Source organism: Aerococcus urinaeequi (assembly GCF_001543205.1).
Classification (GTDB): Bacteria; Bacillota; Bacilli; order Lactobacillales; family Aerococcaceae; genus Aerococcus; species Aerococcus urinaeequi.
In genome coordinates, this window is sequence record NZ_CP014162.1 from 687,821 (window position 1) to 701,237 (window position 13,417).

The window sequence follows — 13,417 nt, forward strand, 5'->3', positions numbered from 1 at the left end:
CTCCCCTTTCAATATGTTTATTAGAATTGGTGGTTTTCACACAAACACATCAACTTGGCCAAAGCCAAGGGAGAATGTTTAATAAATTGCTTCATATAAAACATCCAACTTTCATATTTTTTTCACGTGACTCATATGCTTTCTAAACCAACGTTTATGAAGTCGCTTTGTTCCCTCATGAATTATACCGTTAAACATGCAATGTTTCAGCCACTCAGCTTGCTCATTTTGCTTGCCTTCTTGGAAAATCCGTGCATGGGTAGGAGATCTACTTCTGCGAAACTAACGTTTCTTCTCAAGTAGTGTCACTGTCTCAACATGCCAAGTTTGTGGGAACATATCTAATGGTTGAACTGCATCAAAGTCATAACCCGCTTCAACAAATTTAGCGATGTCTCGTGCCATAGTTGTTGGATTACATGATACGTAAACAATTTTTTCTGGATCCGCTTCGATGGTTGATTGGATGAAGCTATCCTCTAACCCTTTACGTGGTGGGTCTACAACAACTACGTCCGGTTGAACGCCCGCTTTGACCCATTCACCCATCACTGTTTCAGCTTGGCCTGTTTCAAAATGAACGTTTGAAATGAAGTTTCTAGCTGCATTATTTTTCGCCATTTTAACTGATTCAGACACAATTTCAACGCCATATACTTTCTTCGCTTTTTGCGCTAAGGCCATTGTAATTGTACCAATACCACTATAAGCATCAATTACTGTTTCGTCACCAGATAAGTCTGCTGCATCGATAGCTAATTGGTATAATTTCTCAGCTTGTGGTGTATTGATTTGGAAGAATGATTTACTTGAAATTTCAAAAGTAAAATCAAACATCTTGTCTTCATAACGGTCCGTACCATATAAAAATTGTTCGTGTCCAGCCATTACAACATTCGTTTTCTTCGTATTTACATTTAGCATAATAGAAACGACGTTTGGCAGTTTTTCCACAATTTCAGCCACAATGGCTTCTTCGTTTGGTAAAGATTTACCATTAACCACAATGATAACCATCATTTGGTCTGTGTAATAACCTTTACGAATCACTAGGTTACGAACTAAACCATAGTGTTTTTCTTCGTTATAGCCACTTAAACCAAATTGATTAAAGATATCTACAATTTGTGCGATAGCTTCATCAATTCCTGGTAGTTGGATTTTATAATCTTCCACAGGTAAAATGTCATGTGAATTTTTGCGGTAGAAACCTGAGTATAATTTCCCTTCAGCGTTAACACCGATTGGCACTTGCGCTTTATTACGGTAGGCGAATGCATTATCTGCGCCTACAGTTGGGTGGATTGTTTTACCTTCACTTAAACCAAATTTGCGGAAAGCATTGGCTACTTGTTTTTGTTTAAAGGCTAGTTGTGCTTCATAAGTCATGTGTTGTAATGGCATAGTCCCTACTTGACTTGACACTTTATCCAAAATGTCAACACGGTCTGGTGACGTTGTTTGCCAGTCCATCATTTTGCCGTAACCGTATTTTTTACCTGTTGAAAGGACTTTAATCGTACCAGTTTCGCCTGGTAATGCATTCTCCACAAATAAAGGGTAGCCTTCTACTTTGGCAACGCCTAATCCTTGGAAGGTTAAATCTTCAATTGTACCTTCAAATGTTTCGTTTTTTTGTATTGGTGTTGTATATTTTGCTTTCATTTTCATCATCCTTTTTGTATGTCTCCATCATTTTACCATGGACAAGATTAAATTACTTATTCTTAATAGGAAAATCCTTTATATTACTGAATTCTTCGTGTAGGTTTTCTGCGATATTGACCATCTCTTCGTTAAAATCCTGTTGGTAGCGACCGAATTTTTCTGCCCCGTTGTAGGCTAAGGAAATGTAAAAATATGGTGGATTTTCAATCGGAATTTCTACTAAATCACCATGGCCATCAATTAAGATCGGCGCCATAAAAGCTAGCATATCTGAGGTACTTGCAATCGATAAGGCCGTTCTGATTTCTTGAGTATATAGGATATTAATGTCCTCAACCAGGTCATTTTTCATTAGCCAATGGTTAAAAATTCGCTCATGTGTATAACCTTTGGATAAGGATAGGAAGGTTTCCCCTTTCAAGTCAGCTACACTTACTCGCTTTTTCTTAGCTAAAGGGTGGTTAGGTTTTGCCCACAAAGTAAATGCTTGTTTGATTAATGGGATTTGCACAATATTTTCCTGGTTAATTCTTGGCTTAGGATGACCGAAAATTGCGATAGGCACTTCCCCTGATGCTACTAAATCCAGCATAATGTCTGAACTCTCCTCTTCATGGAAGTCAATATTTCTAGTTGAACTTTTTAAATGAGGTATAAAATACGGCCACAAATACCCGCCTATCGTCGGCAGAAAACCGAATGATACGACTTGATTGTTGGCATCCATAATTTTCTTTTTTGTAATCTCCAACTGGTGAGTAGTATGGGTAGAAAAAGCGAGAAGCAATAGGCCTGTTTCAGTGATGGTCATGGATTTACTAAACCGCTGGCGTTCAAATAAATTGGTATTGAATTCACTTTCCAAGCGTTTCAAGGCGAGCGTGATGGTTGGTTGCGATACATAAAAATTTTGGGCTGTTTCTGTAAAATTGAGTGTCTTTGCTAAATCATTAAAATACATCAAATCTTGAATATTCATGATACCCCTCCACAAAACGAGGTCTAGCCTCGCATCTGTTGTATAAATCCTCTTAATTATATATTAATAAAATTTATTGTACTATAAAAATATTGAATTTGTAATTTAAGCGCTTTCAAAGTAAAGCTAAAGGTGTAGAAAGAAACAAAAAATGTTTCGATTTTAACAAAAACTGGTAAAGGAGTGATACTTTGAAAATCATTAAACAATTGTTTTGGATTTTCCTATTCTCATTGTTAGGAACAATCGTGTCTGTACTCATTTCACCTTTCATGGCAATTCCTGGTAGTGTAGTTGGGATGATTCTGATGTTTATCGCCTTGCATACTAAATTGCTGAAGGTTGAACAAGTAGATGATGTAGCTACTTGGATCACCGCTAGTATGGCGATTTTATTTGTCCCTTCCGGTGTTGGTATTATGGCCAACTTCGATGTCTTAGCTGACAGATGGTGGCAAATAATCATCATTATGGCTATCACAACAATCATTACGATGATTTTTGTAGGTCGTAGTGTTCAAGGTATTAAGCGTCGTGATGATGCTAAAAAATTAGATAAAGAAATTACGGAGGGTTAGTTCAATATGTTTGAAGCAATTATTAACGATTCTGTATTTTGGGTAACCCTAACCATAGGTGTTTATTTATTTGCAGGTATCTTGCACAAGAAATGGCCAATCCCATTGTTTACCCCATTAGCATTTTCAATCGTTGTGATTATCATATTCTTATTAATCACCGGTATTCCATTAGAAACTTACGAAAATAACGGTGGTAATTTCTTCAAGTTATTCATTACACCGGCAACCGTTGCCTTAGCGGTGAAACTTGAGAAAAACTTTGACTACTTGAAACAATATGCTAAGCCAATCATCGTTTCAATCATCACTGGTGTTGTCATTCACACAATCATGATTTATATCTTTGCATTCATTTTCAACTTTGGACCAGATATGGTTGGTACCATGATTCCTAAATCAATTACGACTGCAATCGCAGTCGGTGTAGCCGATTCATTGGGTGGTATCATATCGATTACAACAGCAGTTGTTATCTTCACTGGTGTTATCGGTGCAGTGCTTGGTGAAAAAATCTTTAAGCTTGCCAAAATTGATGATCCTGTAGCGCAAGGTATTGCTATGGGTGCCTCAGCTCATGCAATGGGGACTACTGAAGCGATTAAAATGGGTGAAATTCAAGGTGCTATGTCCGGCCTATCAATGGTTGTGACTGGTATTACGGTTGTTATCTTGTCGCCTTTAACAGTACCTATTACAAATTTATTGTTCGGCTAATTTAGCGGGACATAACTCTTTTACAAAAAACATTTCATAAAAAGAAAGGAATTTTATTATGTCAAACGAAACAAATTACAATGCACCAAAGGAAATCAAACCAATTAAGGTTATCAACACTTATGAGTTACAAGATGAAGCAGAAAAAATCGTTCCTAAAGGTGGTTTCGACTACATGGCTGGTGGTTCTGGTGACGAATTTACACTACGTCGTAACACTGCAGCCTTCAACAAAAAAGGTATTTTACCTCGCGTATTATCAGATGTTGAATTCCCTGAAACTAAAACTTCTATCTTTGGCATTGACATCAACGCGCCATTTATCATGGCACCGATTGCTGCACATGGTTTAGCGCATGAAACAAAAGAAGCTGGTACTGCAAAAGGGGTATCTGATTTCGGTACAATCATGTCAATCTCTGCTTACTCTGGTGCAACTTTTGAAGAAATTGAAAAAGGTTTAGATGGTAGCCCACGTTGGTTCCAAATCTGCATGTCTAAAGATGACGAATTAAACAAAAACATCTTGGACGAAGCAAAAGCTGATGGTGCAACTGCAATCATCTTAACTGCTGACTCTACTTTAAGTGGTAACCGTGACCGTGATGACCATAACCAATTCGTTTACCCATTCGGTATGCCAATCGTTTCACGTTATTTAACTGGTGACGGTAAAAATATGTCATTAAATAATATTTATTCACAATCTAAACAAAAAATCAGTCCACGCGATGTTCGATTTATCGCAGAATACTCTGGTTTACCAGTATTCGTTAAAGGGATCCAAACACCTGAAGATGCATTGAAAGCAATTGGTGCTGGTGCTGCTGGTATCTGGGTATCAAATCATGGTGGTCGTCAATTAGATGGTGCCCCTGCATCATTTGATGTCTTAGCTGATATTTCTAAAGCAGTTGCTGGTCGTGTGCCAATTGTCTTTGACTCTGGTATCCGCCGTGGGGAACATATCTTCAAAGCCATCGCATCTGGTGCTGATATCGTAGCCGTTGGTCGTCCAGTATTATTCGGTCTAGCTTTAGGTGGTTCTGAAGGTGTTAAATCTGTATTAGACTACTTCAAGAAAGATTTAGAACGTGTAATGCAATTAGCTGGTGCACAAACTGTAGCAGATATTAAAAATACTCGTTTAATCGACTTAGACTAGTAATTTTCTACAGAAAAAATTTAATCGTAAAAAAGGGGCTGTGACAAAAAATGTCACAGCCCCTTTCGCATGCAAAAATTTAATAGAAATGACTGCGTCAGCTTCTGCACTAATCTTCCAACGTTATGAGTGAGTTGATGCTTTAGCATTTACTCACTTAAATGCGATAGAAGTTCATTTCTAAACGGTTTGCGTCATACCTTATTTTAAATACCCTTTATATATGTTTACGTATTTATCAATAAAGTCTAGGTATTGTGCTACTTCGACTGATTCGTCTAGGGTATGGGCGTCGTCTATGTTACCTGGCCCGTAAATAACAAAGTCAAATTTGTTGTCCACATTGGTGAAGTTAGATCCATCTGTAGCGCCGCTTAAGCCGCGGTTTTCAGCTTTTGGATCTTCAATCTTGATTAAGTCTACCAAGTCAGAGTCATTATCTCCATCTGCGTATTGGTTGTTTTGTAGTAGGTTCAATTCCAATTTACCTTGGCCTTGTCCGTTGATTTCTTCAATGACTTCATTGAAAATGCCAATCACAACGTCATTGCCGACTTCAGGAATTGTCCGTGCATTTCCTGATAGGACTGTATATTCAGGGACTGAGTTGATTTGGTTGCCCCCTTCAATCATGGTGAAGACATTCAACATTTTACCTAACATGTCATTTTCAGCAGTCGCAGCCGCTTCATCAATCTTGACATTGGTCTTGTTGATAAAATCGTTAATCAACTGGATCGTGTTAACCCCTTTTTCTGGTGTAGAGGAATGGGCAGCACGTCCGTGGGCGATGACTTGATATTGGATTGATCCCTTGTGTTTGGTGTTGTAGTAAGGAGTAGATGGTTCGGCGATAATCATGCCGTCAATATCTTCTGTATAACCTAGGTCAGTTAATTGTTTAGACCCAAGCATACCGATTTCTTCTCCAACACAAGCTAGTAAACGAACTGTCCCACTAAAGATTTGGCCAGATTCTTTTAATTCGATCATGGCGATGATTAAAGCCGTTAACCCAGCCTTCATATCCGTTGTACCGCGTCCATACATGACACCATCATGGATTTCTGCCCCATAAGGTGGGTATGTCCACAAGTCAGGATTACCAGCGTCTACCACGTCCATATGGCCGGATACCGCTAGAATTTTACCCGCTTGGTCCCCTTTTAATTCAGCCACTAAGTTGGCGCGACCATCCGCATATTGAATCAACTGTGACTCAATACCGTGAGCTTCAAGTAAATTCTTGAAGTATAAAGCGACAATTTCCTCATTACCGTTTGGTGTTTTTAACTGAATAACATCTTGGAGGATGCGAATTTTTTCTTGCTTATCCATAGATGCCTCCTAGTTTAAAACTTTACGTTCAAATGGGTCTACTGAAAAACCAACTGCCAACACGTCTTTCGCGTATTGTTGCGCACCCCATAATGAATGGTCACGGAAGTTCCCACACTCAACACGTTCAGTCCCTTGTACATCTGACCATTTAGCAGCCATTACGTCATTCAAGACTTTAGTCATCGCAGTCGCCACTTCTTCAACCGATGGCGAACCCCATACGATCATGTAGAAACCAGTACGACAACCCATTGGTGAAATATCGATCACACCCTCTAAATAATCGCGCGTATAAGCCGCCAATAAGTGTTCTAAAGTATGAATGGCACTTGTTGGAATAGAATCTTGGTTTGGTTGCACAAAGCGGATATCAAACTTGCTTAATTTGTCCCCTAACGCCCCCGTTTCAGCACCTGCAACACGCACATACGGTGCTTTTACTGCATCATGATCTAAGGTAAAACTTTCTACTTTTGCCATAATTATCTCCTTATCATTTTGTATTGAATTTAAGTTAAAACTTCCTTATTATCTTATCATTAATTGTCAAGCTTTCAAAGGCATCGAGATCATCCCTTACCGGAAGAATGCGTAACTCCAGCTTGTTGGTAGCCAGATGAAAACCTATGCTATAATCAACGAAAGATCTAAAGGAGGCCCCACCATGAAAGCAACCCAACGACGAGACTTACTCATACAAACATTGAACCAAGCCACAACACCCCTTAAGGCGACTAGCCTTGCCAAAGAATTTGGTGTTAGCCGCCAAATTATTGTAGGAGATGTCGCTATTTTACGGGCTAGTCACTATGACATTATCGCCACAAACCAAGGATACCTATTAGCCGATAAAGCTACCAGCGTGGATGATAGTCGCTTCCGCGGTAAAATCGTCTGCCAACATTTAGCAGACCAAGCTATTGAAGAATTAACTATTATCATTAACCACGGCGGTTACGTTGAAAATGTCGAGGTAGACCACCCTTATTACGGGTTAATTAAAGCCAGCCTACAAATTAAGCATGCGGGCGATATTCAAGACTTTGATGCAGCTATGGATAAATCAGCCGGCACCATGCTGTCTTCTTTAACCAACGGCATCCACCTGCATACTATTACAACGTCTGATGAAGCTACATTTGAAGACATTAAAGCCGACTTAAAGGCTGTTGGCATTTTATTAGACGAAAGTATTTAGGTTACTTTCAAAGTTTAGATGATTTTCCTCGTCAGTCTTTACACCTGTCTTGACACCTAAAGGTATTTTGCGTATGATGAACTCAACAAATTTGGGAGGAAATTATCATGCAAAGGAATCAAGTGTCTAAGCACACACAAAATATAACTATTACTGGTTTACTTACCGCTATAGGGATCTTTATCCCCTTAATTATGCCCTTTAAAGTCGTCATTGGACCTGCCTCTTTTACCTTAGGTTCTCATGTCCCTGTTAACATGTCCATGTTTAGAAAGCCTTCAACAGCAGCTATTGTCGCAGTCGGCACTACTATCGGTTTTTTAATGGCAGGTTTCCCAATCATTATTGTGGCTCGTGCCCTAACTCACTTAATTTTTGCAACTTTAGGCGCTTATTACCTACAAAAAGCACCAAATACCCTGGTAAAAACTGGCTCAAGAACTGCCTTTAACTTCGTTATCAACACCATCCATGGACTTGGCGAAGTAGTAATTGTATATGCTTTGACTACGGCTGGCGTAGTCCCACCATCAGACAGTTTCATGTATACTTTAATTGTTTTAATCGGCATTGGTACCTTGATCCATGGAATGGTTGACTTCGAAATTGCCTATCAAATTACAAAAGCCATCGAAAAAAGAGCACACCTTGGTTTTGCTCAGGTAGCTTTATAAAATTGATACAAAAAAGAGAGCAGATGCTCTCTTTTTTCTTACTATTTTCCAAATCTCAATAGCTGCCATTATAGCAATTCACCATGACGTTTCACATAAATGTGTTTCACGATTTGTACTAATATCAAATACAAAACGACTGTTACGGCTAACAATCCCCAGAATTGGATTGGTAATGCAGCTAAACCAAGTGCACGGCCTAAACCTGTATACGGTGCAAATGAACCGATTAAGATACCAATACCTGTAATTGAAAGTACTACTTTTGATGGTCGACTTTGAATAAATGGGATTTTTGGTGTGCGTAAAGTATACAAAACAAGCGTTTGTGTCCATAAGGAAACAATAAACCAACTAGACTGGAAGATCGCGATAAATAAATCTTGTTGGCCTTCGTTTAAGTTTACAAATTGTCCACCAGCAATACTTGGTGCTATAAGGAAAAATGTAACGATAAAGGTCGTGACATCAAAAATGGAACTTGTTGGACCAAACCATACCATAAATTTTTGAATGGAAGAAGCTGCCCATTTTTTAGGTAGGTATAAATATTCTTTATCCATATCGTCCCATGGTAATGACATTGACGCAATTTCATAAATTAAGCCTAAGAATAGCAATTGAATAGGTAGCATTGGTAAGAATGGTAAGAAGATACTAGCAATCAATACTGAGAATACATTCCCAAAGTTAGATGAAGTAGTCGCTTTGATATACTTCATTGTATTACCAAATACTTTTCGTCCTGCTAGAATCCCTTTTTCAAGAATCATTAAGTCTTTTTCTAGCAAAATGATATCTGCTGATTCTTTAGCAATGTCCACCGCGTTATCCACAGAAATGCCCACATCGGCTGCTCTTAGTGCTGGCGAATCATTAATCCCATCACCTAGAAACCCTACCACATGACCATTTTCTCTTAGAATCGTCACTAAAGTTGATTTTTGCGTTGGATTTAATTTTACAAATAAGCTGTGTTTTTCAGCAATTTCACGTAGTTCTTCATTTGTTTTATCCACTAATTGATCACCTGAAATAATGTGATCTGTAGGAATACCTACTTGCTCAGCTACAGATACCGTCACTAGTTCGTTATCACCTGTCATAATTTTCACATTAACTGCATGATCATTTAAAGCTTTAATAGCTGCCTTAGTCGATGGTTTTGGTGGATCTAGGAATGCTAAATACCCAATAAGCACCATTTCACTTTCATCTCTTACTGAGAAAGCATCTACAGGACTAGGGTTAGTTTTTTGGGCAACACCTAGTACACGTAATCCTTGGCTATTTAATTTGGCAACTTGAGCTAACACTTTTTCCCGCGCTTGGTCAGTCAACTCAAGAATTTCACCCGCATAGTCCACGTAAGAGGATACAGCCAACATTTCTTCGATTGCACCCTTAGTGATCATTTGCGTTTTACCCGCTTGATCTTCAACTACTACACTCAGTCTTCTACGTTCAAAGTCAAAAGGGATTTCATCTACTTTTGTATAAGCTAATTTCTCGCAATCAAGTGTCTCTTGGCCTGCTTGAACAATGGCTTTATCCATTAAGTTACCTAAACCTGTTTGGTAGTAGCTATTTAAGTAAGCATGTCGCAATACACGGTTACTTTCTTTTCCATCAATATTTAGATGGTGTTGGAGCACAATATTATCTTGTGTTAAGGTACCCGTTTTATCTGTCACTAATACGTCAATCGCACCAAAGTTTTGAATACCTTGAAGGTTTCGTACAATCGTACCCTCTTTTTTCATATCTTTAGCGCCCTTGACTAGGTTTGTTGTCACAATCATTGGTAACATTTCAGGCGTTAAACCTACCGCAATGGAAATACCAAATAGTAAAGCTTGTAACCAATCACCTTTTGTTAAACCATTAATCAGAATAACAATAACTGCCATCAAACCCATAAAGCGAATTAATAATAATGATGTCTTTTCAATACCTACATCAAAACTAGTTTTGATAGGTTCATTGGCAAAGGCATCCGCAATGCCACCGAATAATGTATTATTCCCGGTTCTTACTACCACACCTTCACCGACACCGCTGACCACTTCACTCCCAGTAAATACTAAGGTAGCGTAATCTGTTTCAGTAGTAGGTTCCTCTATTTCATCCAGTGCGCGTTTCTCAACAGGGTGACTTTCACCTGTTAATGAAGTCTGAGATACGAATAAATCTTTACTGTTTAGTAAACGAATATCCGCTGGAATCATATCCCCAGCTTTTAACCGAACTAAGTCACCGATTACGATATCTTCCGTTCTAATTTCTTGGTACTGACCTTCCCTCTTAACTGCCGATGTCACTTCGACCATAGATTCTAATGCTTCTACAGATTGATTTGAACGGATAGTTTGAATCAAAGACATGGTACCACTTAAGATAATTAACACTACAATAATAATTGGCCCTAAAATTTCCCGTTCAGTAGCCTCTACAAATACATAATCTGTTAAAAATGAAATCAAAGCTAAACTTAATAGTACTAGTGTAAATGGCGTGAAATAAGCCTCAAAGATATAGCGCCATAAACTTTTCTCTGTACCATAATCTATTTCATTATCGCCGTATTCAGTTCTAATTTGATTTGCTTCGTTTTCTTTAAATCCGTCTACTTTTACTTTAAATATTTCTTTTATTTCTAAAATAGGTTTACTAGCTAGTTCAAAGTAACCTAATTTATCTCTGTTATTCATCATTGTATTCAATCCTTTCTTTCACACGATGCTACTTCCTCACATTAGTCTAGACTGTAATCAGCCACCTAAAGTTCTGGAAAGGATGCAAAGAAAGTCTTTAACCATTGAATGAATGATAAAAACAACTAAGAAATGATACACCTTTTTACCATAAAAATACCTCCTCATTTTATACTTGTTAAAATGAAGATTTGTCGCAATATAAAAAGCCCCCACTAAAATTAGCGAGAGCCTACTCTAAATATCCACAACAAAAATGGGTATACACCTATTTTTGTTACTTGATCTTTTCGTGGAGTTTTAGCACTATACAACGTAAACATTACTGTTAGCTACGTTAGAAATTCCTTCTATCGGATGATCCTGTTATACCCATTGGCGTCTCTGGACGTTTCTGGGCAGTAGCCTTTGTTTGTATAGGAGCCTCTGCCTAACAAATCATATTCTCTTTTCAACACCTATAAGCATACAAACTTTAACTACACTTGTCAAGCCATAGAGAAAACTTGGATTGCATTGAGCCACTCTTAGCTTATATTTTCTACTTAATTTTACGATTTTTTCTACCTTAACCTACCCAATCAAACCCCTTCACTTGCTAGGAAAAATAGCCAATATTTACTTTTTAACCGTAATTAGCTTTACCCCAATTTTAGGCAATTATATATCTTAAGCATCCCAATTTATATTACTATCCGGATTAAAAAATAGTAGATTTTAAAGTTGGTCATTAAATTATTCAGGTATGTGAGATACGTTTGCAAGATTGAGCCTAGAACTACCTAGCATGAGCATGCCTTAACAGTTAAAAAGGGTAACTGACCATATCAGAGTATTTGAGGGTAAGTGTAAACAAGAGACTTTGCAATTCATTTACTAACAATAAAAAAACATGTCCGATTCACCGACTTGGTGGACCAGACATGTTTTATCTTTGTTCAAAATTAGCGTTTATCTAATTCTTCTGTTAATAATTGGTTAACAACTTGTGGGTTGGCTTGACCTTTAGTTGCTTTCATAATTTGACCAACTAAGAATCCAGTTGCTTTCTTCTTACCAGCTTTATAATCGTCAATTGATTGTTGGTTGTTATCAAGGATTTCAGTAATCAATGGTAACAATTGTGCTGGATCAGATAATTGTACTAATCCCTCAGCTTCAACAACCTCTTTAGCAGAACCACCTTTGTCCGCTAGTAACTTGAATACTTTCTTCGCTTGTTTGCTTGAGATAGTACCATCTTCAATCAAGGCAATCATTTCCGCTAATGATTCAGGCGTTAAACCAATTTGGTCTAAGTCTTTTTCATTATCATTCATGTAAGCATTCACTTCACCCATTAACCAGTTAGAAGCTTGTTTCGGATCAGCGCCAGCTTTCACTGCAGCATCAAAGAAATCAGACATTTCTAAGGTTTGTGTTAAGATTTGAGCGTCATATTCAGGTAATTCGTAAGTATCTACATAACGTTTACGACGATCAGCTGGCATTTCTGGTAGGGTGGCTTGAATTTCTTCTAACCAAGCATCAGCTACTGTAAATGGCGGTAGGTCGGGTTCTGGGAAGTAACGGTAATCCGCTGCCCCTTCTTTAACACGCATTAATTGTGTTTTACCAGTGCTTTCATCATAACGACGAGTCGCTTGTTCAATCACGCCACCAGCATTTAAAACTTGTGCTTGACGTTTTTCTTCGTAAGCAAGACCTTTACGAACGTAGTTGAATGAGTTTAAGTTTTTCAATTCGTTTTTAGTACCAAATTCTTTTTGACCGTAAGGACGTAAAGAAATGTTGGCGTCACAACGCATTGACCCTTCTTCCATTTTTACATCAGAAACGCCTGTGAAACGGATGATTTCACGGATTTTTTCTAAGTAAGCATAAGCTTCTTCTGGTGAACGCATGTCAGCTTCAGATACGATTTCTAATAAAGGCGTACCTTGACGGTTCAAGTCAACTAATGAATCACCAGCACCATGAATGTTTTTACCGGCATCTTCTTCTAAGTGAAGACGTTCGATACGGATTTTTTTCGTTTCGCCGTTTACTTCAATTTCAATCCAACCATTTTCACCAATTGGTTGCCATAACTGTGTTGTTTGGAAGGCTTTTGGATTATCTGGGTAGAAGTAGTTTTTACGGTCGAAGTGTTGTACTGGATTGATTTCACAGTTTAAGGCTAAGGCCGCTTTAATAGCGAATTCAATACCGCGACGGTTCATTTTTGGTAAGACACCAGGGTAACCGAAGTCGATAACGTTTGTGTTTGTGTTAGGTTCTGCTCCAAAGTGAGCGGCAGATGGAGAGAACATTTTTGATTCTGTCTTTAATTCGACATGGACTTCAAGTCCAATGACTGTTTCGTAATTCATGCGATTTCCTC

The 13,417-nt window shown here is 38.2% G+C and carries 11 protein-coding genes and 1 riboswitch; of the genes, 5 read left to right on the plus strand and 6 right to left on the minus strand.

Translation table 11 applies throughout. The features are described 5' to 3' along the window. Positions 1–282 precede the first annotated feature (282 nt). Positions 283–1,665: a 23S rRNA (uracil(1939)-C(5))-methyltransferase RlmD gene (rlmD, locus tag AWM74_RS03135; RefSeq protein WP_026465297.1), complete on the minus strand. Its 1,383-nt coding sequence runs from the start codon at positions 1,663–1,665 to the stop codon at positions 283–285. A 52-nt stretch (positions 1,666–1,717) separates the two neighbouring features. After that, complete coding sequence (locus tag AWM74_RS03140; RefSeq protein WP_051218121.1) at positions 1,718–2,647, minus strand: LysR family transcriptional regulator; 930 nt, start codon at positions 2,645–2,647, stop codon at positions 1,718–1,720. Between the two features lie 191 nt (positions 2,648–2,838). Here AWM74_RS03140 and AWM74_RS03145 point away from each other — a divergent pair, with 191 nt between their 5' ends. The 3 genes from AWM74_RS03145 to AWM74_RS03155 are packed head-to-tail and all read left to right on the plus strand — an operon-like array spanning position 2,839 to position 5,107. Further along, positions 2,839–3,225, plus strand: coding sequence for a CidA/LrgA family protein (locus tag AWM74_RS03145; RefSeq protein ID WP_026465296.1), 387 nt, complete (start codon positions 2,839–2,841; stop codon positions 3,223–3,225). 6 nt (positions 3,226–3,231) lie between these two features. Then, positions 3,232–3,942, plus strand: coding sequence for an LrgB family protein (locus tag AWM74_RS03150; protein ID WP_026465295.1), 711 nt, complete (start codon positions 3,232–3,234; stop codon positions 3,940–3,942). 58 nt (positions 3,943–4,000) lie between these two features. Continuing rightward, positions 4,001–5,107: a lactate oxidase gene (locus AWM74_RS03155; RefSeq protein WP_026465294.1), complete on the plus strand. Its 1,107-nt coding sequence runs from the start codon at positions 4,001–4,003 to the stop codon at positions 5,105–5,107. 201 nt (positions 5,108–5,308) lie between these two features. Here AWM74_RS03155 and AWM74_RS03160 read toward each other — a convergent pair whose 3' ends face one another. Both AWM74_RS03160 and AWM74_RS03165 read right to left on the minus strand, forming a co-directional pair. Next, the gene (locus AWM74_RS03160; RefSeq protein WP_026465293.1) at positions 5,309–6,445 is read right to left on the minus strand and encodes an ArgE/DapE family deacylase; all 1,137 of its coding nucleotides are present in this window, start codon (positions 6,443–6,445) and stop codon (positions 5,309–5,311) included. Between the two features lie 9 nt (positions 6,446–6,454). Beyond that, the gene (locus AWM74_RS03165; protein ID WP_026465292.1) at positions 6,455–6,928 is read right to left on the minus strand and encodes an S-ribosylhomocysteine lyase; all 474 of its coding nucleotides are present in this window, start codon (positions 6,926–6,928) and stop codon (positions 6,455–6,457) included. A 184-nt stretch (positions 6,929–7,112) separates the two neighbouring features. On the opposite strand from AWM74_RS03165, the gene AWM74_RS03170 reads away from it, so the two are divergent. Both AWM74_RS03170 and AWM74_RS03175 read left to right on the plus strand, forming a co-directional pair. Continuing rightward, entirely contained in the window at positions 7,113–7,646 is a 534-nt protein-coding gene (locus tag AWM74_RS03170) for a transcription repressor NadR (protein WP_026465291.1), read from the plus strand. A gap of 107 nt (positions 7,647–7,753) precedes the next feature. Next, positions 7,754–8,320, plus strand: a complete 567-nt coding sequence (locus AWM74_RS03175; RefSeq protein WP_026465290.1) for a hypothetical protein — start codon at positions 7,754–7,756, stop codon at positions 8,318–8,320. Between the two features lie 68 nt (positions 8,321–8,388). On the opposite strand, the gene mgtA is transcribed toward AWM74_RS03175, so the two are convergent. After that, positions 8,389–11,034 (minus strand): magnesium-translocating P-type ATPase, encoded by a 2,646-nt coding sequence (gene mgtA, locus AWM74_RS03180; protein WP_026465289.1) that lies wholly within the window; start codon positions 11,032–11,034, stop codon positions 8,389–8,391. 278 nt (positions 11,035–11,312) lie between these two features. Further along, a riboswitch (M-box (ykoK) riboswitch) is annotated at positions 11,313–11,479 on the minus strand. Between the two features lie 499 nt (positions 11,480–11,978). Next, complete coding sequence (gene gatB / locus AWM74_RS03185) at positions 11,979–13,406, minus strand: Asp-tRNA(Asn)/Glu-tRNA(Gln) amidotransferase subunit GatB (RefSeq protein ID WP_026465288.1); 1,428 nt, start codon at positions 13,404–13,406, stop codon at positions 11,979–11,981. Positions 13,407–13,417: the final 11 nt, after the last annotated feature.

Excerpts from the sequence above, each read along its gene's own strand:
- rlmD (WP_026465297.1), bottom strand. The coding sequence starts at position 1,665 with ATGAAAGCAAAATATACAACACCAATACAAAAAAACGAAACATTTGAA.
- AWM74_RS03140 (WP_051218121.1), bottom strand. The coding sequence starts at position 2,647 with ATGAATATTCAAGATTTGATGTATTTTAATGATTTAGCAAAGACACTC.
- AWM74_RS03150 (WP_026465295.1), top strand. The coding sequence starts at position 3,232 with ATGTTTGAAGCAATTATTAACGATTCTGTATTTTGGGTAACCCTAACC.
- AWM74_RS03155 (WP_026465294.1), top strand. The coding sequence starts at position 4,001 with ATGTCAAACGAAACAAATTACAATGCACCAAAGGAAATCAAACCAATT.
- AWM74_RS03160 (WP_026465293.1), bottom strand. The coding sequence starts at position 6,445 with ATGGATAAGCAAGAAAAAATTCGCATCCTCCAAGATGTTATTCAGTTA.
- AWM74_RS03165 (WP_026465292.1), bottom strand. The coding sequence starts at position 6,928 with ATGGCAAAAGTAGAAAGTTTTACCTTAGATCATGATGCAGTAAAAGCA.
- AWM74_RS03170 (WP_026465291.1), top strand. The coding sequence starts at position 7,113 with ATGAAAGCAACCCAACGACGAGACTTACTCATACAAACATTGAACCAA.
- AWM74_RS03175 (WP_026465290.1), top strand. The coding sequence starts at position 7,754 with ATGCAAAGGAATCAAGTGTCTAAGCACACACAAAATATAACTATTACT.
- mgtA (WP_026465289.1), bottom strand. The coding sequence starts at position 11,034 with ATGATGAATAACAGAGATAAATTAGGTTACTTTGAACTAGCTAGTAAA.
- gatB (WP_026465288.1), bottom strand. The coding sequence starts at position 13,406 with ATGAATTACGAAACAGTCATTGGACTTGAAGTCCATGTCGAATTAAAG.